This window comes from Streptomyces sp. NPDC031379 (assembly GCF_055569615.1).
In genome coordinates this window covers 225,291-247,687 of record NZ_JBVIIT010000005.1, presented here as the reverse complement: position 1 = coordinate 247,687, position 22,397 = coordinate 225,291, and the positions used below count along the sequence as shown (strand labels likewise).

The following is a 22,397-nucleotide window of genomic DNA, read 5'->3' as shown; positions in this document are numbered from 1 at the left end:
GCCCGGTCAGGGGCGCGGGAGTGTGTGGAACATGCGGCTCTGCCGCGGGGGCGCGACCGGCCACGACGGGTCCGCAGCGAGACGAGCGGCCTAACCGGCCGCGCCGCGCGCCCTCGCCACGGAGACCTGGCGCGCGACCCGCGGCCCGAGCACGGACACGACGAGCAGCACACCGGTGACGACGATCTGCGACTGCGCGGAGACGTCGAGCAGACTCATCACGTTCTGCAGGGCGCCGAGCAGGAACACACCGGCGATCGCGCCGCCCAGCGTTCCCTTGCCCCCGTCGAAGTCGATCCCGCCCAGCAGCACGGCGGCGACGACCGAGAGTTCGAGGCCGGTGGCGTTGTCGTACCGGGCGCTGGCGTAGTGCAGGGCCCAGAACACGCCGGTGAGCGCCGCCATGAACCCGGTGGCGACGAAGAGGACCAGCTTGGTCCGCTTCACCCGGAGCCCGGCGAACCGCGCCGCCTCCTCGCTCGCGCCGATCGCGAACAGCGACCGCCCGAACGGGGTCGCGTGCAGGACGACCACGGCGACGACGAGCAGGACCAGGAAGGGCGGGAAGGCCTGCGGCAGGAAGGAGTCGCCGAGGCGGCCGGCCGCGAAGTCCAGGTACCGACCGGGGAAATCGGTCACCGCGTCCGACCCGAGCACGATCTGCGCGATGCCCCGGTAGGCGGCGAGGGTGCCGATCGTGACGGCGAGGGACGGCAGCCCGAGCCGGGTGACCAGGAGCCCGTTGACCAGCCCGCAGACGACGCCCAGCAGCAGGCACAGCGGGATGATCGTCTCGATGGCCATGCCCTCGTTCCACAGCTTGCCCATCACCGCGCCGGACAGCCCGGCCGTGGAGGCGACCGACAGGTCGATCTCGCCGGAGACGACCAGCAGGGTCATCGGCAGGGCGATCAGCGCGATGGGAAGCGTGTTGCCGAGGAGGAACGACAGGTTGAGGGCGTTGCCGAAGCCGTCCACGAAGCCGAACGACAGCAGCAGCAGGACGATCAGGACCGCGCCGACGACGGTGTCCCAGCGGATCGCGCGGGTGAGCGACTCAGGCACCGGCCTTCTCCTTCGCCATGGCGGTCCTCCTTGGGGCCGACTTCTTCTTCAGGGCCGCGGCCACCCGCAGCGCGACGATCCGGTCGACGGCGATGGCGAGCAGCAGCAGGACACCGTTGATGGCGAGCACCCATACGGAGCTGACGCCGAGCGCGGGCAGCACGCTGTTGACGGAGGTCAGCAGCAGGGCGCCCAGGGCGGCGCCGTAGACGCTGCCGGAGCCGCCGGTGAAGGCGATGCCGCCGACCACGACCGCGCTGACGACGGTGAGTTCGTAACCGTTGCCGGTGCCGGAGTCGACGTTGCCGAACCGGGCCAGGTACAGCGCGCCGGCGAGTCCGGCGAGGGCGCCGCAGACGGTGTAGGCGGCCAGGATCCGCTTGCGGACCGGGATGCCGGCGAGCCGTGCCGCCTCGGGGTTGGAGCCGAGGGCGTACAGCTCGCGTCCGCCGCTGTAGTGCTTGAGGTAGTACGCGGTGGCGACCAGCACGGCGAGGGCGATCAGGGCGAGCCAGGGGATCGCGGCGAGCCCGCCGGAGCCGAAGTCGACGAAGCCGCCCGGGAGATCGGCCGCCGTGATCTGCCGCGAGCCGACCCAGACGGAGTCGACGCCCCGGATGATGTAGAGGGTGCCGAGCGTGACGACCAGCGCGGGTACCTGGCCGAGACTGACCAGCAGACCGTTGAGCAGGCCGCAGCCGATGCCCAGCAGGACGGCGAGGAGGATCGCGACGACCGTGTCGCCGCCGCCGTGCAGCCAGGTCCCGGCGGCGAAGGCGCTGATGCCGAGTGTGGAGCCGACCGACAGGTCGACGTTCCTCGTGATCACCACCAGGGACTGGCCGGTGGCGACCAGCACCAGGATCGTGGCGTTGAGCAGCAGGTCCTTGATGCCCTGCTCGGTCAGGAACTCGCTGTTGCCCGCCTGGGTGACGGCGATCATCACCAGGAAGACGGCCAGGATGGCGAGTTCCCGCATCTTGAGGACACGGTCCACGAGCCGGGTGCCGCCGGACCCGGGTGCCTCGGCGACGGGAGTCTCGTTCGGCGTGGTCACCGTCATGCGGCGGCCCTCCGGGTGACGGTCGGGGTCATACGGGCAGCCCTCTCGACGGCTGTCATACGGGCAGGCCCCCGGGCGGCCGACCCACGGGCGGCCTTCGCCGCGGCGCTCATGCGGGCAGCCCTCGCTGCGGCGGTCATGCGGCGGTCCTCCCGGTGGCCGCGGCCATCACGGTCTCCTCGGTGGCGTCGGAGCGCGGGATCTCGGCGGTGATCCGGCCCTCGTGCATGACGAGTACGCGGTCGGCCATACCGAGGATCTCGGGCAGGTCGGAGGAGATCATCAGGACCGCCACACCGTCCGCGGCGAGCTGGGACAGCAGCCGGTGCACCTCGGCCTTGGTGCCGACGTCGATCCCGCGTGTCGGCTCGTCCACGATCAGCACCTTCGGGCCGGTGGCCAGCCACTTGGCGAGCACGACCTTCTGCTGGTTGCCACCGGACAGCGTGGCGACGGCGTCGGCGATCCGGGCGTACTTCACCTGGAGCTTCACCGCCCAGTCCAGGGAGCGGCGGCGTTCGGCGCCGGGGTCCATCAGCCCGGCCCGGACGGTCGTACGCAGCCCGGTCAGGCCGATGTTCCGCTCGATGGACATGTTCATCACCAGGCCCTGAGCCCGCCGGTCCTCGGGCACGAGGGCCAGTCCGGCGGCCATCGCGGTGGACGGCGCCCCGTTGGCGAGCCGGCGTCCGTCGACCTCGACCTCGCCCGCGTCCCAGCGGTCCACGCCGAACACGGCCCGGGCCACCTCGGTCCGGCCGGCGCCGACCAGCCCCGCGAGACCGACGATCTCACCGCGCCGCACCTCGAAGGACACGTCCGTGAAGACGCCCTCCCGGGTCAACCGCCGTACGGTGAGTGCTACTTCGCCCGCCTGTACCTGCTGTTTGGGGTACAGCTCGTCCAGGTCGCGGCCGACCATCCGGCGCACCAGGTCGTCCTCGGTCATGCCGGACACGGGTTCACTGCCGATCCGGGCGCCGTCCCGCAGCGTGGTGACCTTCTGGCAGATCTGGAAGATCTCCTCCAGCCGGTGCGAGATGAACAGCACGGCGGCGCCCTGCTCGCGCAGGGTCCCGACGACCCCGAAGAGCCGGGCGACCTCGCTGCCGGTCAGAGCCGCGGTCGGCTCGTCCATGACGAGCACCCGGGCGTCGAAGGAGAGCGCCTTGGCGATCTCGACGATCTGCTGGTCGGCGATGGACAGTCCGCGGGCGGGCCGGTCGGGGTCGAGATCGACGCCGAGGCGTGCCATCAGGGCGGCCGTGGCCGCGCGGGTGGCCTTGTGGTCGATCCGGCCGAGGGCCCGTCTGGGCCGGCGGCCCATGAAGATGTTCTCGGCGATCGACAGGTCCGGGAAGAGCGTGGGCTCCTGGTAGATCACGGCGATTCCGGCGTCACGGGCGTCGCCGGGGCCGTGGAAGACGACCGGCTCCCCGTCGAGCAGCACCTCGCCGGCATCCGGCCGGTGCACCCCCGCGAGGGTTTTGATCAGCGTCGACTTGCCCGCGCCGTTCTCACCGGCGAGGGCGTGCACCTCGCCGGGCAGCAGCTCCAGGGAGACGTCCCTGAGGGCGCGTACCGCACCGAAGGACTTGGAGACGCCCGCGAGCGCCAGCACCGGGACCGGTCCCGTGTCAGGCGGGTGGGTCATGTCAGGCTCCTCGACGACACCGGCGGAACGGCCCGAGGGCCTCCACGGCGTCGTGAAAGGTTTCAAGTGGATTGCCGGGACCGTAGGCATCACCGCCATGTCACGTCAATGGGTCCGTATCGAAAAAGTTTCGATAGTCGAAGGTCACAGCGGGGTCACGGAGAACGGAGTCGGCAGGAGCGCTTGACACCCCTCGGGGCGGCCCCTAGCTTGCCGTTCTGAATCGTTTCACACGCTCAGTCGTTGCGACCGACATCCCAGGAGCCCTGAAGTGACCGACCTCGCCGCGGTGAAGGCCGCGCTCAAGACCCAGGCCGTCGAGACGCCGTCGTGGGCGTACGGGAACTCGGGGACCCGTTTCAAGGTGTTCGCCCAGGCCGGTGTGCCGCGCTCCCCGTGGGAGAAACTGCAGGACGCGGCCAAGGTGCACGAGTTCACGGGCGTCGCCCCCACCGTCGCTCTGCACATCCCCTGGGACAGGGTCGAGGACTACGCGGCGCTGGCCGGGTACGCCGAGGAGCACGGGCTGAAGCTGGGCGCCGTCAACTCCAACACCTTCCAGGACGACGCCTACAAGCTCGGCAGCATCTGTCACCCGGAGGCGGCGGTCCGGCGCAAGGCGCTCGATCATCTGCTGGAGTGCGTGGACATCATGGACGCGACGGGCTCCGCCGATCTGAAACTGTGGTTCGCGGACGGCACGAACTATCCCGGGCAGGATGACGTACGGGCACGGCAGGACCGGCTGGCGGAGGGGTTGGCCGAGGTGTACGCACGGCTCGGGGACGGGCAGCGGATGCTGCTGGAGTACAAGTTCTTCGAGCCGGCCTTCTACACGACGGACGTGCCCGACTGGGGTACCGCGTACGCGCACTGCCTGAAGCTGGGGCCGCAGGCGCAGGTCGTGGTCGACACGGGGCACCATGCGCCGGGCACCAACATCGAGTTCATCGTGGCGACGCTGCTGCGGGAGGGGAAGCTCGGGGGGTTCGACTTCAACTCGCGGTTCTACGCCGACGACGACCTCATGGTGGGGGCCGCCGACCCCTTCCAGCTGTTCCGGATCATGTACGAGGTCGTACGCGGTGGCGGGTTCACGTCCGACGTCGCGTTCATGCTCGACCAGTGCCACAACATCGAGGCCAAGATTCCGGCGATCATCCGCTCGGTGATGAACGTGCAGGAGGCCACGGCGAAGGCGCTGCTGGTCGACCGGGAGGCGTTGGCCGCCGCACAGGCGTCCGGAGAGGTGCTGGAAGCCAACGCCGTGCTGATGGACGCGTACAACACGGATGTGCGGCCGTTGCTTCGTGAGGTGCGGGAGGAGACGGGGCTGGATCCCGATCCCCTCGCCGCGTACCGGCGGTCGGGGTGGGCCGAGAAGGTGGTCGCCGAGCGGGTCGGGGGGCAGCAGGCCGGCTGGGGCGCGTGAGCGTCCACCTCGTTCTGTTCCGTCGCGGGCTGCCGGTCGCGCAGTTCCCCGCGCCCCCGTCGAATCCCACGTCTCCCGAGAAGCCGAGGAATCCCCATGTCCACCCGTCCCGAAGCCGCCGCTCTGATCGCCCGCTCCCATCGGCTCGGCGCCGACCCCCGCAACACCAACTACGCGGGCGGGAACGCGTCCGCCAAGGGCGTGGACACCGATCCCGTCACCGGTGGGGAGGTGGAGCTGATGTGGGTCAAGGGGTCCGGAGGTGATCTCGGCACGCTGAGCGAGGCCGGGCTGGCGGTGCTGCGGCTGGACCGGCTGCGGGCCCTGGCGGAGGTCTACCCCGGTGTGGAGCGCGAGGACGAGATGGTCGCCGCGTTCGACTACTGCCTGCACGGCAGGGGCGGGGCCGCCCCCTCCATCGACACCGCGATGCACGGGCTGGTGGACGCCCCGCACGTGGATCACCTCCATCCCGACTCGGGTATCGCGCTCGCCTGCGCCGCCGACGGGGAGAAGCTGACCGCCGAGTGCTTCGGGGACCGTGTGGTGTGGGTGCCCTGGCGGCGGCCGGGCTTCCAGCTGGGGCTGGACATCGCCGCCGTCAAGAAGGCCAACCCGCGGGCCGTCGGCTGCGTCCTCGGCGGGCACGGCATCACCGCCTGGGGCGACACCTCCGAGGAGTGCGAGCGCAACTCGCTGCACATCATCCGCACCGCCGAGGCCTTCCTGGCCGAGAAGGGGAAGGCCGAGCCGTTCGGTCCCGTCGTCGAGGGGTACGAGGCCCTCCCCGAGGCCGAGCGGAGGCAGCGGGCCGCGGCCCTGGCCCCGCACGTGCGCGCGCTCGCCTCGCGGGACAGGGCGCAGGTCGGGCACTTCGACGACTCCGGTGTCGTCCTCGACTTCCTGGCCCGCGCCGAGCACCCCCGGCTCGCCGCGCTCGGCACGTCCTGCCCCGACCACTTCCTGCGGACCAAGGTGCGTCCGCTCGTGCTGGATCTGCCCGCGACCGCGCCCGTGGAGGACGCCGTCGCGCGGCTGCGGGAGCTGCACGGCGCCTACCGCGAGGAGTACGCCGCCTACTACCGGCGGCACGCCCTGCCCGACTCCCCCGCCATGCGCGGCGCCGACCCGGCCATCGTGCTCATCCCCGGCGTGGGCATGTTCTCCTTCGGCAAGGACAAGCAGACCGCCCGGGTGGCCGGCGAGTTCTATGTCAACGCCGTCAATGTGATGCGCGGCGCCGAGGCGGTCTCGGCGTACGCGCCGATCGAGGAGGCGGAGAAGTTCCGCATCGAGTACTGGGCGCTGGAGGAGGCCAAGCTCCGCCGGATGCCCGCGCCCAAGCCGCTGGCCACACGCGTCGCGCTCGTGACCGGGGCCGGCAGCGGCATCGGCAGGGCCATCGCGCACCGGCTCGTCGCCGAGGGAGCGTGTGTCGTCGTCGCCGATCTCGACGGCGAGAACGCCGCCGCCGTGGCGGCGGAGCTGGGCGGTCCGGACCGGGCCGTCGCCGTCACCGTGGACGTCACGTCCGAGGAGCGGATCGCCGAGGCGTTCCGGGCGGCGGTGCTGGCCTTCGGCGGGGTGGATCTGGTCGTGAACAACGCCGGCATCTCCGTCTCCAGGCCACTGCTGGAGACCACCGCCGAGGACTGGGACCTCCAGCACGACATCATGGCCCGCGGGTCGTTCCTGGTGTCCCGGGAGGCGGCGCGGGTGATGATCCCGCAGGGGCTGGGCGGCGACATCGTCTACATCGCCTCCAAGAACGCCGTCTTCGCCGGGCCGAACAACATCGCCTACTCCGCCACCAAGGCCGACCAGGCCCATCAGGTACGGCTGCTGGCCGCCGAGCTGGGTGAGCACGGCATCCGGGTCAACGGTGTCAACCCGGACGGTGTGGTCCGGGGATCCGGGATCTTCGCGGGCGGCTGGGGTGCGCAGCGGGCCGCCGTGTACGGGGTGCCGGAGGAGAAGCTGGGCGAGTTCTACGCGCAGCGGACGATCCTGAAGCGGGAGGTGCTGCCGGAGCACGTGGCGAACGCGGTGTTCGCGCTCACGGGCGGGGATCTCACCCACACCACCGGGCTGCACGTCCCGGTCGACGCGGGTGTGGCGGCCGCTTTCCTGCGATGAGCGCGGGCGTGAAGTCGTACGCCGCGGTCGACCTGGGGGCGTCCAGCGGCCGGGTGATGGTCGGCCGGGTCGGTCCGGACTCGCTGGAGCTGGCCGAGGCGCACCGGTTCCCGAACCGGCCGGTGCGTGTCCCGGAGGGACTGCGCTGGGACATCCTCGGCCTCTACGGCGGTGTGCTGGACGGGTTGCGGGCGGCGGGTGCCCGCTGCGGTGGCCGGCTCGACTCCGTCGGCATCGACGGCTGGGCCGTCGACCACGGTCTGCTCGACGCCGACGGCGCCCTGCTCGGCAACCCGGTGCACTACCGCGACGCCCGCACCGAGGGCGTCGCCGAGAAGGTGTGGGCGACCGTGCCGGCCGCGGAGCTGTACGCGGCCACCGGATTGCAGTACGCCCCGTTCAACACCCTCTACCAGCTCGCGGCCGCCCGCTCGACGGCCCGGTTCGGCCACGCCGCACGGCTGTTGCTCATCCCGGACCTGCTGACGTACTGGCTGACCGGTGAGCAGGGCACCGAGCTGACCAATGCCTCCACCACCCAGCTGATCGACCCCCGGTCGCGGTCCTGGTCGTACGAGGTCGCCGAGCGGCTGGGCATCGACCTCGGCCTGTTCGCGCCGCTGCGGCTGCCGGGTGATCCGGCGGGGGCGCTGCGCGAGGCGGTGCTGGAGGAGACGGGCCTGACCGGTCCCGTGCCGGTGACGGCCGTCGGCTCGCACGACACCGCCTCGGCGGTGGCCGCCGTCCCGGCGGCCGGTGAGCGCTTCGCCTACATCTGCACCGGCACCTGGTCGCTGGCGGGGCTGGAGCTGACCGCGCCGGTGCTGACCGAGGAGAGCCGGGCCGCGAACTTCACCAACGAGCTGGGGCTCGACGGCACCGTCCGCTATCTGCGCAACATCATGGGCCTGTGGCTGCTCCAGGAGTGTGTACGGGCCTGGGGGGAGCCTGATCTGGGGCTGCTGCTGCGCGAAGCCGCCACGGTGCCGGCGCTGCGCTCGGTGGTGGACGCCGGGGACGAGGCGTTCCTGGCGCCGGGCCGGATGCCGGAGCGGATCGCGCAGGCGTGCCGGGTCTCGGGGCAGCCGGTGCCGGCGAGCCGGGCCGAGGTCACCCGGTGCATCCTCGACTCGCTGGCGCTCGCGCACCGGCGGGCCGTCCAGGACGCGCAGCGGCTGGCCGGCCATCCGGTGGACGTGGTGTACATCGTGGGCGGGGGCACCCGCAACGCGCTGCTCTGCCAGCTGACGGCCGACGCCTGCGGGCTGCCGGTGGTGGCGGGGGCGACGGAGGCGGCCGCGCTGGGCAACGTCCTCGTCCAGGCCCGCGCGCACGGCCTGGTCGGCGACCTCGCGGCGATGCGCCGGCTGCTCACCCGTACCCAGCCGCTGACCCGGTACGCGCCGCGCGGTGACGCCGCCCGCTGGCGGGAGGCCGAGGCGCGGCTCGCCGTCCGGTGAGCCGCGCTCTCCCCTCGGCGGTACCCGCCCACTACCCTGCACTCGTCCGATGACCGACCTCGAGGAGCCGCGATGCGTGTCGCCTTGTTCCTGACCTGTGTCAACGACACGCTCTATCCGGACACCGGTCGCGCCGTGGTGAAACTGCTGACCGGACTGGGCGTCGAGGTCGACTTCCCGTCAGGGCAGACGTGCTGCGGGCAGGCGCACTACAACACCGGCTACCGGCATGAGGCGGAGCCCCTGGCCCGGCACTTCTCCGATGTCTTCGGCGAGTACGAGGCGATCGTGACACCGTCCGGGTCGTGCGGGGCGATGGTGCGGGAGCTGTATCCGCGGATGGGCGAGCGGGCGCGCGCCGAGGGCCGCGGGGACTCGCTCGCCGCCGCCCTCGCGCCGGTGGTGCCCAAGACGTACGAGCTGACGGAGTTCCTGGTGGACGTGCTGGGGGTGACGGACGTGGGCGCGTACTACCCGCACACGGTCACCTACCACCCCACCTGCCACGGCCTGCGCGGCCTCGGGCTCGGTGACCGGCCCCGGCGGCTGCTGGAAGCCGTCGAGGGGCTGGAGCTGGTCGAGCTGCCGGGAGCCGAGGAGTGCTGCGGGTTCGGCGGCACGTTCGCGCTGAAGAACGCCGAGGTGTCGGCGGCGATGGGCGCGGACAAGGTACGCAATGCCGAGTCGACGGGCGCGGAGGTGCTGTGCGCGGCCGACAACTCCTGTCTGATGCACATCGGTGGCACGATGAGCCGGCTGCGGACGCGGATGCGGCCCGTCCACATCGCGGAGATCCTGGCGAGCACGGAGGAGGAACCGGCGGTATGAGCGGAACGTTCGTCGGCATGCCGGCCTTCCCGGTGGCCGCGCACGACGCCGTGCGCAATCCCACCCTGCGCGGGAACCTGCGGCACGCCACGCACACCATCCGCGCCAAACGGGCCAAGGCGGTGGCCGAGTTGTCCGACTGGGCGGAACTGCGGGAGGCGGGCCGGCGGATCAAGGACCACACGCTGCGCCATCTCGACCGGTACCTCGTGCGATTGGAGGAGTCGGTCACCGCGGCGGGCGGTACGGTCCACTGGGCCGCCGACGCGGAGGAGGCCAACCGGATCGTGGCGCGGCTGGTCGAGGAGACCGGCGAGTCGGAGGTCGTCAAGGTCAAGTCGATGGCCACGCAGGAGATCGGCCTCAACGAGGCCCTCGAGGCCGGGGGCGTCCGTGCCTACGAGACCGATCTCGCCGAGCTGATCGTCCAGTTGGGCAAGGACCGCCCCTCGCACATCCTCGTCCCGGCGATCCACCGCAACCGGGGTGAGATCCGGGACATCTTCGCGAGCGAGATGGGCGAGTGGGGCCGTCCCGCGCCGGAGGGCCTGACCGATTCGCCCGCCGAACTCGCCGAGGCCGCGCGGCTGCACCTGCGGGAGAAGTTCCTGCGGGCGAAGGTCGGCGTCTCCGGGGCGAATTTCATGGTCGCCGAGACCGGCACCCTGGTCGTCGTGGAGTCCGAGGGAAACGGCCGGATGTGCCTGACCCTGCCGGAGACGCTGATCTCGGTCGTCGGCATCGAGAAGGTGGTGCCGACCTGGCGGGACCTGGAGGTCTTTCTCCAGACCCTGCCCCGCTCCTCCACCGCCGAGCGCATGAACCCGTACACGAGCATGTGGACCGGCACCACGGACGAGGACGGGCCGCGCGTCTTCCACCTCGTGCTGCTCGACAACGGCCGCACCGACGCCCTCGCCGACCAGGTCGGCCGCCAGGCCCTGCGCTGCATCCGCTGCTCGGCCTGCCTGAACGTCTGCCCCGTCTACGAGCGGGCGGGCGGGCACGCCTACGGCTCGGTCTATCCCGGCCCGATCGGCGCCATCCTCAGTCCCCAGCTCCGCGGTACGGGCAGTGAGATCGACGCCTCCCTGCCCTATGCCTCGTCCCTGTGCGGGGCCTGCTACGAGGTGTGTCCCGTCGCCATCGACATCCCCGAGGTGCTGGTGCACCTGCGGGAGCGGGTCGTGGCGGGCGGACCGGCGGTCCGGCAGGGCAACCGGGTCGTCCTCAAGCCCGCCAAGGGGCATGCGGCCGAGCGGGCGGCGATGCGGGCCGCCCGCTGGGCCTTCGCCCACCCCGGCGTCCTGCGCGCCGGGCAGCGGTTCGCCTCCCGTACCCGCCGGCTGCACCCCCGTACGCTGCCGGGACCGGGCAGGGCGTGGAGCGGCACCCGGGACCTGCCGGCCGTACCGGCCGAACCGTTCCGGGACTGGTGGCAGCGCACGCGCGGGGGGAAGGAGAGCGCCGAATGAGTGGCAGGGAACGCGTTCTGGGCCGGGTCCGGCGGGCGCTCGCCGACGTGACGCCGGACGACAGGCCGTACGAGGAAGCGGTGCCCCGGGAGTACCTGCGGGAGCACGGGGAGCGGACGACCGGGCGGACGGTGGAGTTGCTGGCGGAGAACCTGGCGGACTACCGGGCGATCGTGCACCGCTGCGTCCAGGCGGAACTCCCGTCCTTGATCGGCCGGTTGCTGGCCGATCGCGACGCGGGCTCGGTACTGGTGCCGCCGGGGCTGGAGGCGGGCTGGCTCGCCGAGGCGGACCTCACCCTGGTCGCCGACCGGGCCGAGAGCACCGCGCACGAGCTGGACCGGGTGGACAGCGTGGTCACGGGCTGCGCGGTCGCGGTCGCGGAGACCGGCACGATCGTGCTGGACGGCGGCCCCGACCAGGGCCGTCGCCGGATCAGCCTCGTCCCTGATCACCACATCTGTGTCGTCCGGGTCCCGGACCAGGTCGTCTCCTCCGTTCCGCAGGCCCTCCAGCGCCTCGACCCCGTCCGGCCGTTGACATGGGTCTCCGGCCCGTCGGCCACCAGTGACATCGAGCTGGACCGGGTGGAGGGCGTGCACGGGCCGCGGACGCTGGAAGTGATCCTGCTCAGCTGACGGAAGAGGCCGTACGCCGCTGTGTCACCGCGTCGAGCAGGCCGGGGAAGGCCTGGTCCATCTCGGCGCGGCGCAGGGCGTTCATCCGCGAGGTGCCGACGTAGTACTGCCGGATGAGGCCGGCCTCGCGCAGCACCTTGAAGTGGTGCGTGGCCGTCGACTTGCTGACCGCCATGTCGAATCCGCCGCAGGCGATGTCCTCGGCGCTCGTGTCCAGCTGACCGACGATGCTCCGGCGCACGGGGTCGACGAGGGCCTCCAGGATCTGCTGGAGGTCGAATTCCGAGACGTCCGGGTGCGGCGGGGTGCGTTCCATGCCCCCATGGTACGACGGCCATCAAAGTTTGACAGCCATCGAACTCTGTCGCACAGTGGTGCGCGATCACCGGTGTTCGAGGGGGAGTTGACATGGCGAAGACGGTGCGGTTCCACGAGATCGGCGGCCCCGAGGTGCTGCGGCTGGAGGAGGTGGAGCCGGGCGAACCGGGACCGGGTGAGGTGCTGCTGCGGATCGAGGCGATCGGGGTCAACCGGGCCGAGGCGCTGTTCCGCAGCGGCCGGTACATCGAACCGGTCGAGCGGTTCCCGGCCCGGCTCGGCAACGAGGCCGCTGGCGTGGTCGAGGCGGTCGGCCCCGGGGTGATCGAGGTGGAGCCCGGGCAGCCGGTCAGCGTCGTCCCGGGCTTCTCGCACAACGACTACGGCGTGTACGCCGAGCGCGCCCTCGTCCCCTCCTCCGCGCTCCTGCCCCGCTCGCCCGAGGTGGACGCGGTCAGCGGTGCGTCGGTGTGGATGCCCTGTCTGACGGCCTACGGCGCGCTGGTGGAGGTCTGCGGGGTCCGGGCCGGCGATGTGGTCGTGGTGAACGCCGCCTCCAGCAGCCTCGGTCTGGCCGCGATCCGGACGGCGAACCGGCTCGGAGCCACGCCCCTCGCCGTCACCCGGACCCGGGCCAAGCGGCAGCGGCTGCTGGACGACGGCGCCGCCGAGGTGATCGTCTCGGACGAGGAGGACGTGGCCGGGCGGGTGCTGGAGCTGACCGGCGGCCGGGGAGCCCCGCTCGTCCTCGACGCCGTCGCCGGACCGGGTGTGCTGGATCTGGCCCGGGCCGTGGCCGCCGACGGGACGCTGCTGCTGTGGGGGGCGCAGAGCGGGCAGGTCACCCCGTTCCCGGGGTTCGAACTGGGCATGCCCGCGCTGAACATGCGCACGTACACGGTGACCCGCGAGGTGATCGCGATCCCCGAGCGGATGCGGCGCGCCGTCGCCTTCGTCGAGACGGGCCTGCGCACCGGCGCCCTGCGGCCGGTGGTCGACCGTCTCTTCCCGCTGGAGGAGGTCGTGGAAGCCCACCGGTACATGGAGGCGGGCGGGCAGTACGGCAAGATCGTGCTGACGGTGGAGCGGTGACCGGCAGGGCCGCCCGACGGAGTCCGCCGGTCGGTCCACGGCCGGATGACGGCCCGGCCGGCCGGCCGTAGCGTGAGGGAATGATCCGGTTCGAGCAGGTCACCAAGCGGTATCCGGACGGTACGACGGCCGTGGACGACCTGTCCTTCGAGGTGTCCGAGGGTGAACTCGTCACGCTCGTGGGGCCCTCCGGCTGCGGCAAGACGACGACCATGATGATGGTGAACCGGCTGATCGAGCCGACCTCCGGCCGGATCCTCGTCGGCGGCGAGGACATCGCGGCCGTCGACCCGGTGCGGCTGCGCCGCCGCATCGGCTACGTCATCCAGCAGGTCGGCCTCTTCCCGCACCGCACCGTCCTGGACAACACCGCCACCGTGCCCGCGCTGCTCGGCTGGAAGCGGGCGAAGGCGCGGGCCCGCGCGGCCGAGCTGCTCGATCTGGTGGGCCTGGACCCGAAGACGTACGGGCGGCGCTATCCCGAGCAGTTGTCCGGCGGGCAGCGGCAGCGGGTCGGGGTCGCGCGGGCGCTCGCGGCGGATCCGCCGGTGCTGCTCATGGACGAGCCGTTCGGGGCGGTCGACCCGGTGGTGCGCGAGCAGTTGCAGGACGAGTTCCTGCGGATGCAGGACGCCGTGCACAAGACGGTACTGCTGGTCACGCACGACATCGAGGAGGCCGTCCGGCTCGGCGACCGCATCGCCGTCTACGGGCAGGGCCGCATCGAGCAGTTCGACACGCCCGGTGCGGTGCTCGGGGCGCCGGCGACCTCGTACGTCGCCGGGTTCGTGGGCGCCGACCGGGGGCTGAAGCGGCTGTCGGTCACCGCGATCGAGCCGGACGACCTGGAGCAGCCGCCGGTGGCCCGTCCGGACGAGCCCGCCGCCCGGGCGCGGGAGCGCCTGCGGGCCGAGGGCGCCCGGTGGGCGGTCGTCCTCGACGCGCACGGCGACCTGCACGGCTGGGCCGGCATCGACGAGCTGGCACCGGGCGGCACGGTCGGGGACCTCGCCCACCCGATGACCGCCTGGGTTCCGGTGGGCGCGCCGCTGAAGCAGGCCTTCGGGGTGATGCTCCAGTACGACGCCGGGTGGGTCGCGGTGCTGGACGGAGCGCGTTTCCTCGGCGTTCTGACCCCGGCGAAGCTGCACGAGGCGCTGCGCCGCTCGGTGGACGCGGACGCGCGGGGTGTGGCCCGGGGGCAGGTGCCGTTCGACTCGGTGGCGGACGCCTGACGCGGCTCACCCCAGCAGGCCCTCGCGCCGCAGGTAGGCGCGCGCCACGTCGGCGGGCAGCCGGCGCCAGCTGTCGACCTGCTGGTTCATCTCCGCCAGATCCCTCGTCGTGAGGACGGTGTTGAGCTTGCCCAGCGCCTTCCCCACGCCGGTGCTGCCCGCACGGGAGCGGTTGACGACCGGGACGACGTAGTCGGCGTTCTGCAGATGCTTGTCGTCGGCGAGCAGGACCAGGCCGAACTCGCCGAGCGTGGCGTCCGTGGTGGTGGTCAGCACCATCTGGTCCCGGCCGTCCTGCACGGCCCGCTTGGCCTGCGTGGTGCCGACGCCCTTGGGATCGACCCCGGTGACGTCGATGCCGTACACCTTCTTCAGCCCCGGTGCGCAGTACGGCCGTTGCACGCACTCGTCGCCCGCCGCGAGCCGTACCGGCAGTCTGGCGGCGCCGAGGTCGCTGAGGGTCTTGAGATGGTGCCGGCGGGCATAGGCCGCGCTCACCGCGAAGGCGTTCTGGTCGACCGCCCGGCCGGGCGGGAGGACGGTGAGGCCGCGGGGCGTGGCGAGAGCCCGCAGGGCCTTCATCGTGGCGTCGAGGTCGGGCGAGCCGACCGGGGGCGCGTCGGCTCCGTGGGTCTTGGCGTTCAGCCAGTCGGCGAAGGTGGCCGCGTACTCGGGCACGACGTCGATCTGACCGGATTCCAGGGCCGGTTCGTACAGCTCCCGGTTGGCGACCGTGAGCAGCGAGGTCCGGTAGCCGGCCCGGTCGAGGAGCTGGGCGTACATCTGGGCGAGCAGATCGCTCTCGGTGAAGCCCGCCGAGCCGATGGTCAGGTGGCGGCTGTCGCCGGGCGGTGCGGTGACCTGGCCGCGGTTCTCGAGGGAGGGGCCGGTGGAGCAGGCGGTGACGGTGAGCAGCAGGGCGGCCGCCGGGACGGTGCGGCCGTTCACCGGCCGCCCCTGGCCCACACCGGTGCCAGCCGTTCGGCGATCTCGAAGGCGCCCTCGACGAGGAGTGCGAGCACCGCGACGAGCAGCGCCCCGGCGACCACCTGGGGTGTGCTGGCGAGGTTGAAGCCGGCCGTGATGATCCGGCCGAGGCCGCCGCCGCCCGCGAGCGCGGCGATGGTGGCGGTCGCGACGAGCTGGACGGCGGCGATCCTCACTCCGTTCATGACCATGGGGAACGCGAGGGGCAGTTCCACGCGGAACAGCATCTGCCGGCCGGTCATCCCCATGCCCCGTGCCGCCTGGACGACGCTCCGGTCGACCTCGCGCATGCCGACGTAGGCGTTGGTGAGCAGCGGTGGTACGGCGAACAGCACCAGGGCGACCACCGTGGGCCCCTCTCCCCACCTGCCGACCGGGGTCAGGAGCAGCAGGACCAGGACGGCGAAGGTGGGGACGGCCCGGCCGACGTTGGAGATGTTGACGGCGAGCGCGCCGCCCTTGCCGAGATGGCCGAGGACCAGGGCGACGGGCAGGGCGATCAGGCAGCTGATGAGCAGACAGACGACGGTGAGCACCAGGTGCTGGAGCAGCCGGTGCCGCACGCCGTCCTCGCCGGACCAGTGCGCGGGGTCGGTGAGCCAGTCCCAGGTCGCGGTGAGGGTGCTCATGCGCGGGTCGCCCTCGCCCACGGCGTGATCAGCCACTGCAGGCCCAGCAGGAGCAGGTCGGCGGCGACGGCGATCAGCACGCACAGCACGGACGCGGTGAGCACCTGGGCCTTGAAGTAGGTGTTCATGCCCGCGTAGATGAGGTTCCCGAGGCCGCCGAAGCCGACGATCGCGCCGACCGTGACGAGGGATACGGCCGAGACGGTCGCGATGCGCAGTCCGGCCATCGCGGCGGGCAGGGCGAGGGGCAGTTCGACGGCGAGCAGGAGGCGGACGGGGCCGTAGCCGAGGCCGCGTGCGGCCTGCCGGGTCTCCTCCGGGACGGCACGCAGGCCCGCGAGGATGTTCCGGACGAGCAGGGTCAGCGAGTACAGCACGAGACCGGCGACGACGAGGCCGGCCGAGAGGCCGTAGAGGGGCAGGAGCAGGGAGAACATCGCGAGGGACGGGACGGTGTAGAGGATCGTCGTGACGGCGAGGACCGGGCCGGCCGCCCAGCCCCGGCGCCGGGCGAGCACCGCGAGCGGAACGGCGACGACCAGGCCGATGAGGACCGACAGCGAGGTCAGCTGGAGGTGCTGGAGGACCGAGTCGAGCAGGATCTGGCGGCGGGTGCTCAGATAGGCGCCGCAGATCCACTCGTTGCGCGCGAGGCAGTCGTCCGGGGGCGCGGTCACGGCTCCATTGCACCGGGCGGGCGAGCCGGTCGGCGCGTTGTGGTGACCCGTACGGGGGTCGGTGCGGATCCGGGGGGTGTCACTTCACCCCGGCCGCGTCCAGCAGGGCGGTCACGGTCGCCGTGGCGAGCCCGTCGTCCAGGCGCTCCACCGCGGCGCCGGCGCGGGCGCTGGCGCCGTCGAAGACGAGTACGAGCTGGCGGGCGAGCAGCTCGGGGTCCCGGGCGCCGCCCCGCTCCGCCTCCGCCCGGAAGGACTTCGTCAGGTCGTCCTTGACGCCGCGGGCGACCGCGCTCGCCGGGTGCCCGGGGTCCTTCAGCTCGACCAGCACCGCCAGATAGGGGCAGCCGTGGTAGCCGGGGTCCGCGGAGCCCTTCTCCAGCTGTTCGAAGACGTACAGGATGCGCTCGCGGGGGGTCGCGGCCTCCCGGTCGGGGTGGGTGAACCGGGCCTGGTACCCCGGGATCCGCCGCTGCAGGCTCGCGGCCAGCATCTCGTCCTTGCTGTCGAAGAGCTGGTACATCGACCGCTTGGAGACACCCGCCTCCCGGCACAGCGCCTCGACGCCGATGGACACGCCGTCGCGGTAGGAGAGCCGGGCCGCGGCGTCGAGCAGCCGGTCGCGCGGGGACGCCTTGTCTGTGGAGGCCATGGGGCGAGGTTACCGCGCCACGGACGAAAGGAAACCGATCGGTGTATATCCCTCGGCGCCCGCGCCGCCTCCACCGAATCCACGTGACAGCGGCGCTGAACAAGCGCTTAGATAGTCGGTGGCAGCATGGACCCGCTCCCCGACCCCGCCGGAGGCCCCGTTGTTCACGTCCGTCGACGACGTCTCCGCCCGCCTCGCCGAGACCGGCTATCTCGCCTCGCCCGCCGTCGCCACGACCGTCTTCCTCGCCGCCCGGCTGGGCAAGCCGCTGCTGGTGGAGGGCCCCGCCGGGGTCGGCAAGACCGAGCTGGCCAAGGCGGTCGCCCAGGTCGCCGGGGCCCGGCTGGTCCGGCTCCAGTGCTACGAGGGCGTGGACGAGTCCCGGGCGCTGTACGAGTGGAACCACGCCAAGCAGCTGCTGCGGATCAGCGCGGGCCGCGACGAGAGCTGGGACGAGACCCGCACCGACATCTTCAGCGAGGAGTTCCTCCTCCCCCGCCCGCTGCTCACCGCCATCCGCGGGGACGAACCGACGGTCCTGCTGATCGACGAGACCGACAAGGCCGACGTCGAGATGGAGGGGCTGCTGCTGGAGGTGCTCAGCGACTTCCAGATCACGGTCCCGGAGCTGGGCACGGTCACCGCGACCCGCCGTCCGTTCGTCGTCCTCACCTCCAACGCCGGCCGGGAACTGTCCGAGGCGCTGCGCCGCCGCTGCCTGTTCCTGCACATCGGTTTCCCGGAGGAGGAACTGGAGCGGCGGATCGTACGGCTGCAGGTGCCGGGCCTCGGCGAGGCGCTGACCGCGTCGGTGGTCCGGGTGGTCGGGGCGCTGCGCGCGATGGACCTGCGCAAGGCGCCGTCCGTCGCCGAGACCGTCGACTGGGCGCGCACCCTGCTGGCCCTGGGCGCCGACACCCTGGACGAGACGGTCGTACGGGACAGTCTCGGGGTGATCCTCAAGCATCAGGACGACATCGCGAAGGCGGCCGCGAAGCTCGACCTGGACGCGCTGTGACCGATGTCGCCGAGCGGATCACCGGCCTCGTAGGGGCGCTGCGCACCCACGGGGTACGGATCGGCACCGGGGAGACCGTCGACGCGGCGCGCGCGGTGGAGGCGCTGGGGCTCGCGGACCGGGACCTGCTGCGCGAGGGCCTGGCCGCGACCCTGCTGCACGGCCCGGCCGGCCGGACCGTGTTCGACCCGCTCTTCGACCTGTACTTCCCGCGCGGGGTCGGCGGCCCGGACGGCGACCCCGCGGACCGCGAGACCCTGCGCGACCGGCTCGCCGAGGCGCTGGCCGCCGACGACCGGGCGCTGATGGCCCGGCTGGCGGCGGAGGCGGTCGACGGCCTGGGCGGGTACGGGAGTTCGCCGGAGTCGGACGGCTGGTCGGCGTACCAGACGCTCGATCGGCTGCGCCCGCAGACCCTGCTGGCCCGCGTACGGGCCGACGTCCGGGGCCGGAACGGGAGCGGCGCGGGGTTCGCGGACCGGTTGCTGGACGACGAGATCCGCCACCGGATCGAGGAGTTCCGGCGGATGGTCGGGGCCGAGGCACGGCGCCGGGTCGCCGAGCGGCGGGGCCGGGACGAGATCGCGCGGCGCGGCGTCCGGCCGACCGCCGACCGGGTGGACTTCCTGTTCGCCCACCGCGACCAGCTGGCCGAGCTGCGCAGGGCGGTCCAGCCGCTCGCCCGCAAGCTGGCCACCCGGCTCGCCGCGCGGCGCCGGCGAGCCGCGCGCGGCACGATCGACCTGCGCCGCACCCTGCGCTCCTCGCTGTCCACGGGCGGCGTGCCGATGCGGCCGGTGCTGCGCCGGCGCCGCCCGGTCCGCCCCGAACTGGTGCTGCTGTGCGATGTGTCCGGCTCGGTGTCCGGCTTCTCCGACTTCACGATGCTGCTGGTGCAGGCCCTGCACGACCAGTTCAGCAAGGTCCGTGTGTTCGCCTTCGTCAACCGGCTCGACGAGGTGACCGGTCTGCTCGGCCACGGCCGCGCCGACCCCGACGGGCTCGGCGCCCGCATCCGCGCCGAAGCCGCGCTCACCGGCTGGCACGGCAGCAGCGACTACGGCGTGGCGCTGGGCGAGTTCGCCGAGCGGTACGGCGAGGCGGTCGGGCCGCGCACGACGGTGTTCGTCCTCGGGGACGCCCGGACGAACATGAGCGACCCCAACCTGCCCGCCGTACGGGACGTCGCCCGCCGGGCCCGCCGCGTGTACTGGCTGAACCCCGAGTCGCGCGACCGGTGGGGCACCGGCGACTCGGCCGCGCCCGCCTACGCCGAGCTGGTCGAGATGCACGAGTGCCGCACGGCCCGGCAGCTCAGCGCGCTGGCCGAGCGGCTCCTGCCGTACCAGTGATTCCGGCTCCCGGTTCTCACCCGCCGCAGGTGAGGTCACCGGTCGTGGGCCGGGTGAGCCAGTGGGTCGGGTGAACCCGGTGGGCCACGGCCGCCGGGCGTCGTCCCCGGGTGACGCCGTCTTCGCCGGGCCGGGTGCCGGCCCGCCTCACCCCCGGCGGGTGAGCACATCACACCCGCCGGCGTCCTACGGTGAGCGCACAGCAGCAGGCACACACCGGAAGGCGGTCCGGACATGGCCACCACATCCGACGCTCCCGTTCTCGACACGCTCGCCGCCATGACCATGGACTCGATCGACCGATGCGGCATGGACGAGCACACGCTCATCCTCACCCGCATCGCCGCCCTCGTGGCCATGGACGCACCGGCGATCTCCTATCTCGCCCACGTCACCCCCGCGATCAAGGCCGAACTGACGGTGGAGCAGTTGCAGGACGTCCTCGTCGCGATCGCCCCCGTCGTCGGCACGGCCCGCGTGATGTCGGCCGCCGGTCACATCGCCCAGGCCTTCGGCGTGGCGATCGCCCTGGCCGAGACGGAGGCGGAGGCCATGGCGGAGGCGGGGTCCCGGGGCCGGGAGGGAGCCTGAGCCGACAGACGGGCCGAGCCGGCTCCGAGGGGGCGGACGTGGAAGGGGGGCCGCCCCCTCGCGGGCAATCCCGAACAGGTGCGTGAACCATGTGCAGATGGCTCGCCTACTCAGGGACCTCCATCGTGCTCGAGGAGGTCCTGTACCGGCCGCGACACTCGCTGATCGACCAGAGCCTGCACGCGCGCATGGGCGTGGAGACGACCAACGGGGACGGCTTCGGCATCGGCTGGTACGAGGAGCACGTCCCGACACCGGCCGTGTTCCACGACATCGGACCGGCCTGGAGCAACCGCAACCTGCGGGAGATCGCCGGTCACGTCCGCTCGTCGCTGTTCTTCGCCCACGTCCGTGCCTCCACCGGGACGGCCGTGCAGCAGACGAACTGTCATCCCTTCCGCCACGACCGCTGGATGTGGATGCACAACGGCTCGATCGACCGGTTCCACGAACTCCGCCGCGATCTCGTCCTCGCCGTCGACCCGGCCCTCTTCCTGTCGATCGAGGGATCCACGGATTCGGAGCTGATGTTCTATCTGGCCCTCACCTTCGGCCTCGACGACGATCCTCCCGGCGCCGTCGCCCGTATGACGGGCCTGGTCGAGCGCGTCGGGCGTGAGCACGGCTCGCCCGGACCCCTCCAGATGACGATCGCGGTGGCCGACGGCGAGGCACTGTGGGCGTTCCGGTACGCCAGCCGGGACACGCCGCGATCGCTGTACTACAGCACCAGGGTGAGCGCTCTGCGCGCGCTCCACCCCGACGTCGGGTTCCTGCGGGACGTCAGTGACGAGACCCGCCTGGTCGTGTCGGAACCCCTCGGGGACCTGCCCGGCGCCTGGAACGAGGTTCCGGAGAACAGTTACGGCGTCATCCGGGCCGGCGACGATCGTCTGCGCGAGTTCCGGCCGGTGGAGGTATGACGTCCTCCCCTCGCGAAGCGGCGGTCGCGCGGCCGACACGGATGTGACGCCGACGCGGGTGTGACGCGGTTCCGCCCGCCGTGGTCGACTGGTCGCCCGACCGCCCGCTGACGAGGACGTACCCCATGAGTCACCCGCCCGTGCAACTCGGCACCTTCCCCACTCCCGTCGAACCCGCGCCCCGGCTCGCCGCCGCCCTCGGCCTCGGACCGCAGGACCTGTGGATCAAGCGGGACGACCTGACCGGGCTGGGCGGCGGCGGGAACAAGATCCGCAAGCTGGAGTGGACGGCGGGCGCGGCCCTCGCCGAGGGCGCGGACACACTCGTGACGACCGGCGCCCCGCAGAGCAACCACGCCCGGCTGACCGCCGCCGCCGGCGCCCGTCTCGGAGTGGACGTCGTCCTCGTGCTGCGCGGCTCGCCGGGCGTCTCGCGGTCCGGGAACCTCGCCCTGGACGGACTGCTCGGGGCCAGGCTCGCCTGGGCGGGCGAGGTGGACCGGGCGGGGCTGGACGCGGCGGCGGCCGAGGTGTGCGCCGGGCTGCGGGCGGGCGGTGCGCGTCCCGCGCTGATCCCGTTCGGCGGTTCCAGCGCCCTGGGCGCCCGGGGCTATGTGCGCTGCGGCGAGGAGCTGCGCGAGCAGGTGCCGGACCTGCGGACGGCGGTGGTCGCGCTCGGCTCGGGCGGCACGATGGCCGGGCTGGTCGCGGCCCTGGGCGCCGGGGCGGTCCTCGGCGTCGACGTGGGCGCGCTGGCCGACCCGGTCGCGGCGGTGGCGGAGTTCGCGGCGCCGCTCACGGAGGCGGAGGTCACGGCGGAGGGACTGCGGGTGCGCCGGGACCAGGTGGGCGACGGGTACGCGGCGCTGACCGGCCCGGTGCGCGAAGCCCTCCGGCTCGCCGCCCGCACCGAGGGCCTGGTCCTCGACCCGGTCTACACGGGCCGGGCCCTGGCCGGGCTCCGCGCCGCCGTCCACGACGGTGCCGTCCGGCCGGGCGAGAAGACCGTCTTCGTGCACACCGGCGGCCTGCCCGGCCTGTTCGGCCACGCGGACACCGTCGCGTTCGCGGAGGAGGGGGCGACGGCCTTCCCGTTCTGACGGGGCCCGCACACCCGGCCGCGGCACGCCGGCCGCCGGCGTCGCGCCGTTGTGGCGCGCGGAGAGGAGCCG

The 22,397-nt window shown here is 72.7% G+C and carries 21 protein-coding genes; 13 read left to right on the top strand and 8 right to left on the bottom strand.

Features of this window, described 5'->3' with window-relative positions; genetic code table 11:
• Positions 1–90: 90 nt before the first annotated feature.
• From ACZ5CW_RS09625 to ACZ5CW_RS09615, 3 genes are all read right to left on the bottom strand, one after another.
• A complete protein-coding gene (locus ACZ5CW_RS09625; RefSeq protein WP_468599737.1) occupies positions 91–1,065 on the bottom strand; it encodes an ABC transporter permease in 975 nt (324 codons plus the stop codon).
• A complete protein-coding gene (locus tag ACZ5CW_RS09620) occupies positions 1,058–2,128 on the bottom strand; it encodes an ABC transporter permease (RefSeq protein ID WP_468599736.1) in 1,071 nt (356 codons plus the stop codon). Before ACZ5CW_RS09620 ends, ACZ5CW_RS09625 begins: the two co-directional genes overlap by 8 nt.
• Positions 2,129–2,264: 136 nt before the next feature.
• Positions 2,265–3,782, bottom strand: a complete 1,518-nt coding sequence (locus tag ACZ5CW_RS09615) for a sugar ABC transporter ATP-binding protein (RefSeq protein ID WP_468599735.1) — start codon at positions 3,780–3,782, stop codon at positions 2,265–2,267.
• A 271-nt stretch (positions 3,783–4,053) separates the two neighbouring features.
• Here ACZ5CW_RS09615 and rhaI point away from each other — a divergent pair, with 271 nt between their 5' ends.
• The 6 genes from rhaI (at position 4,054) to ACZ5CW_RS09585 (ending at position 11,751) form a co-directional block, all read left to right on the top strand.
• On the top strand, positions 4,054–5,214 hold the full coding sequence (gene rhaI, locus ACZ5CW_RS09610) for an L-rhamnose isomerase (RefSeq protein ID WP_468599734.1): 1,161 nt from the start codon (positions 4,054–4,056) through the stop codon (positions 5,212–5,214).
• A gap of 96 nt (positions 5,215–5,310) precedes the next feature.
• Positions 5,311–7,350 carry a bifunctional aldolase/short-chain dehydrogenase gene (locus tag ACZ5CW_RS09605; protein WP_468599733.1) on the top strand — a complete coding sequence of 680 codons (2,040 nt, stop codon included), beginning with the start codon at positions 5,311–5,313 and terminating at the stop codon, positions 7,348–7,350.
• Positions 7,347–8,810: a rhamnulokinase gene (locus ACZ5CW_RS09600; RefSeq protein WP_468599732.1), complete on the top strand. Its 1,464-nt coding sequence runs from the start codon at positions 7,347–7,349 to the stop codon at positions 8,808–8,810. Before ACZ5CW_RS09605 ends, ACZ5CW_RS09600 begins: the two co-directional genes overlap by 4 nt.
• Positions 8,811–8,882: 72 nt before the next feature.
• Complete coding sequence (locus tag ACZ5CW_RS09595; protein ID WP_468599731.1) at positions 8,883–9,638, top strand: (Fe-S)-binding protein; 756 nt, start codon at positions 8,883–8,885, stop codon at positions 9,636–9,638.
• Positions 9,635–11,113, top strand: a complete 1,479-nt coding sequence (locus tag ACZ5CW_RS09590; protein WP_468599730.1) for a LutB/LldF family L-lactate oxidation iron-sulfur protein — start codon at positions 9,635–9,637, stop codon at positions 11,111–11,113. The genes ACZ5CW_RS09595 and ACZ5CW_RS09590 overlap by 4 nt, the downstream gene beginning before the upstream one ends.
• Complete coding sequence (locus ACZ5CW_RS09585) at positions 11,110–11,751, top strand: LutC/YkgG family protein (protein WP_468599729.1); 642 nt, start codon at positions 11,110–11,112, stop codon at positions 11,749–11,751. Before ACZ5CW_RS09590 ends, ACZ5CW_RS09585 begins: the two co-directional genes overlap by 4 nt.
• Here ACZ5CW_RS09585 and ACZ5CW_RS09580 read toward each other — a convergent pair.
• A complete protein-coding gene (locus ACZ5CW_RS09580) occupies positions 11,744–12,067 on the bottom strand; it encodes an ArsR/SmtB family transcription factor (protein ID WP_468599728.1) in 324 nt (107 codons plus the stop codon). The genes ACZ5CW_RS09585 and ACZ5CW_RS09580 overlap by 8 nt on opposite strands.
• Before the next feature lie 92 nt (positions 12,068–12,159).
• On the opposite strand from ACZ5CW_RS09580, the gene ACZ5CW_RS09575 reads away from it, so the two are divergent.
• Both ACZ5CW_RS09575 and ACZ5CW_RS09570 read left to right on the top strand, forming a co-directional pair.
• Positions 12,160–13,161 (top strand): zinc-dependent alcohol dehydrogenase family protein, encoded by a 1,002-nt coding sequence (locus tag ACZ5CW_RS09575; protein WP_468599727.1) that lies wholly within the window; start codon positions 12,160–12,162, stop codon positions 13,159–13,161.
• A gap of 80 nt (positions 13,162–13,241) precedes the next feature.
• Positions 13,242–14,396 (top strand): ABC transporter ATP-binding protein, encoded by a 1,155-nt coding sequence (locus tag ACZ5CW_RS09570; RefSeq protein WP_468599726.1) that lies wholly within the window; start codon positions 13,242–13,244, stop codon positions 14,394–14,396.
• A 6-nt stretch (positions 14,397–14,402) separates the two neighbouring features.
• On the opposite strand, the gene ACZ5CW_RS09565 is transcribed toward ACZ5CW_RS09570, so the two are convergent.
• The 4 genes from ACZ5CW_RS09565 to ACZ5CW_RS09550 all read right to left on the bottom strand — a co-directional run bounded on the left by ACZ5CW_RS09565 (position 14,403) and on the right by ACZ5CW_RS09550 (position 17,341).
• A complete protein-coding gene (locus tag ACZ5CW_RS09565) occupies positions 14,403–15,344 on the bottom strand; it encodes an ABC transporter substrate-binding protein (RefSeq protein ID WP_468599725.1) in 942 nt (313 codons plus the stop codon).
• Positions 15,341–16,012: an ABC transporter permease gene (locus ACZ5CW_RS09560; RefSeq protein WP_468599724.1), complete on the bottom strand. Its 672-nt coding sequence runs from the start codon at positions 16,010–16,012 to the stop codon at positions 15,341–15,343. Before ACZ5CW_RS09560 ends, ACZ5CW_RS09565 begins: the two co-directional genes overlap by 4 nt.
• Complete coding sequence (locus ACZ5CW_RS09555) at positions 16,009–16,689, bottom strand: ABC transporter permease (RefSeq protein WP_468599723.1); 681 nt, start codon at positions 16,687–16,689, stop codon at positions 16,009–16,011. The genes ACZ5CW_RS09560 and ACZ5CW_RS09555 overlap by 4 nt, the downstream gene beginning before the upstream one ends.
• A gap of 79 nt (positions 16,690–16,768) precedes the next feature.
• The gene (locus ACZ5CW_RS09550) at positions 16,769–17,341 is read right to left on the bottom strand and encodes a TetR/AcrR family transcriptional regulator (protein ID WP_468599722.1); all 573 of its coding nucleotides are present in this window, start codon (positions 17,339–17,341) and stop codon (positions 16,769–16,771) included.
• Between the two features lie 160 nt (positions 17,342–17,501).
• On the opposite strand from ACZ5CW_RS09550, the gene ACZ5CW_RS09545 reads away from it, so the two are divergent.
• From ACZ5CW_RS09545 to ACZ5CW_RS09525, 5 genes are all read left to right on the top strand, one after another.
• Positions 17,502–18,359: an AAA family ATPase gene (locus tag ACZ5CW_RS09545; RefSeq protein WP_468599721.1), complete on the top strand. Its 858-nt coding sequence runs from the start codon at positions 17,502–17,504 to the stop codon at positions 18,357–18,359.
• The gene (locus ACZ5CW_RS09540) at positions 18,356–19,711 is read left to right on the top strand and encodes a VWA domain-containing protein (protein ID WP_468599720.1); all 1,356 of its coding nucleotides are present in this window, start codon (positions 18,356–18,358) and stop codon (positions 19,709–19,711) included. Before ACZ5CW_RS09545 ends, ACZ5CW_RS09540 begins: the two co-directional genes overlap by 4 nt.
• A 234-nt stretch (positions 19,712–19,945) precedes the next feature.
• Positions 19,946–20,302, top strand: a complete 357-nt coding sequence (locus tag ACZ5CW_RS09535) for a carboxymuconolactone decarboxylase family protein (protein ID WP_468599719.1) — start codon at positions 19,946–19,948, stop codon at positions 20,300–20,302.
• A gap of 89 nt (positions 20,303–20,391) precedes the next feature.
• The gene (locus tag ACZ5CW_RS09530) at positions 20,392–21,225 is read left to right on the top strand and encodes a class II glutamine amidotransferase (protein WP_468599718.1); all 834 of its coding nucleotides are present in this window, start codon (positions 20,392–20,394) and stop codon (positions 21,223–21,225) included.
• Between the two features lie 125 nt (positions 21,226–21,350).
• Positions 21,351–22,325, top strand: coding sequence for a D-cysteine desulfhydrase family protein (locus ACZ5CW_RS09525; protein ID WP_468599717.1), 975 nt, complete (start codon positions 21,351–21,353; stop codon positions 22,323–22,325).
• Positions 22,326–22,397 lie beyond the last annotated feature (72 nt).

What these genes read in the sequence shown, in the direction of transcription:
- ACZ5CW_RS09620 (WP_468599736.1), bottom strand. Translation starts at nt 2,128, where the DNA reads ATGACGGTGACCACGCCGAACGAGACTCCCGTCGCCGAGGCACCCGGG.
- ACZ5CW_RS09615 (WP_468599735.1), bottom strand. Translation starts at nt 3,782, where the DNA reads ATGACCCACCCGCCTGACACGGGACCGGTCCCGGTGCTGGCGCTCGCG.
- ACZ5CW_RS09605 (WP_468599733.1), top strand. Translation starts at nt 5,311, where the DNA reads ATGTCCACCCGTCCCGAAGCCGCCGCTCTGATCGCCCGCTCCCATCGG.
- ACZ5CW_RS09600 (WP_468599732.1), top strand. Translation starts at nt 7,347, where the DNA reads ATGAGCGCGGGCGTGAAGTCGTACGCCGCGGTCGACCTGGGGGCGTCC.
- ACZ5CW_RS09595 (WP_468599731.1), top strand. Translation starts at nt 8,883, where the DNA reads ATGCGTGTCGCCTTGTTCCTGACCTGTGTCAACGACACGCTCTATCCG.
- ACZ5CW_RS09590 (WP_468599730.1), top strand. Translation starts at nt 9,635, where the DNA reads ATGAGCGGAACGTTCGTCGGCATGCCGGCCTTCCCGGTGGCCGCGCAC.
- ACZ5CW_RS09585 (WP_468599729.1), top strand. Translation starts at nt 11,110, where the DNA reads ATGAGTGGCAGGGAACGCGTTCTGGGCCGGGTCCGGCGGGCGCTCGCC.
- ACZ5CW_RS09580 (WP_468599728.1), bottom strand. Translation starts at nt 12,067, where the DNA reads ATGGAACGCACCCCGCCGCACCCGGACGTCTCGGAATTCGACCTCCAG.
- ACZ5CW_RS09575 (WP_468599727.1), top strand. Translation starts at nt 12,160, where the DNA reads ATGGCGAAGACGGTGCGGTTCCACGAGATCGGCGGCCCCGAGGTGCTG.
- ACZ5CW_RS09570 (WP_468599726.1), top strand. Translation starts at nt 13,242, where the DNA reads ATGATCCGGTTCGAGCAGGTCACCAAGCGGTATCCGGACGGTACGACG.
- ACZ5CW_RS09560 (WP_468599724.1), bottom strand. Translation starts at nt 16,012, where the DNA reads ATGAGCACCCTCACCGCGACCTGGGACTGGCTCACCGACCCCGCGCAC.
- ACZ5CW_RS09550 (WP_468599722.1), bottom strand. Translation starts at nt 17,341, where the DNA reads ATGGCCTCCACAGACAAGGCGTCCCCGCGCGACCGGCTGCTCGACGCC.
- ACZ5CW_RS09535 (WP_468599719.1), top strand. Translation starts at nt 19,946, where the DNA reads ATGGCCACCACATCCGACGCTCCCGTTCTCGACACGCTCGCCGCCATG.
- ACZ5CW_RS09530 (WP_468599718.1), top strand. Translation starts at nt 20,392, where the DNA reads ATGTGCAGATGGCTCGCCTACTCAGGGACCTCCATCGTGCTCGAGGAG.
- ACZ5CW_RS09525 (WP_468599717.1), top strand. Translation starts at nt 21,351, where the DNA reads ATGAGTCACCCGCCCGTGCAACTCGGCACCTTCCCCACTCCCGTCGAA.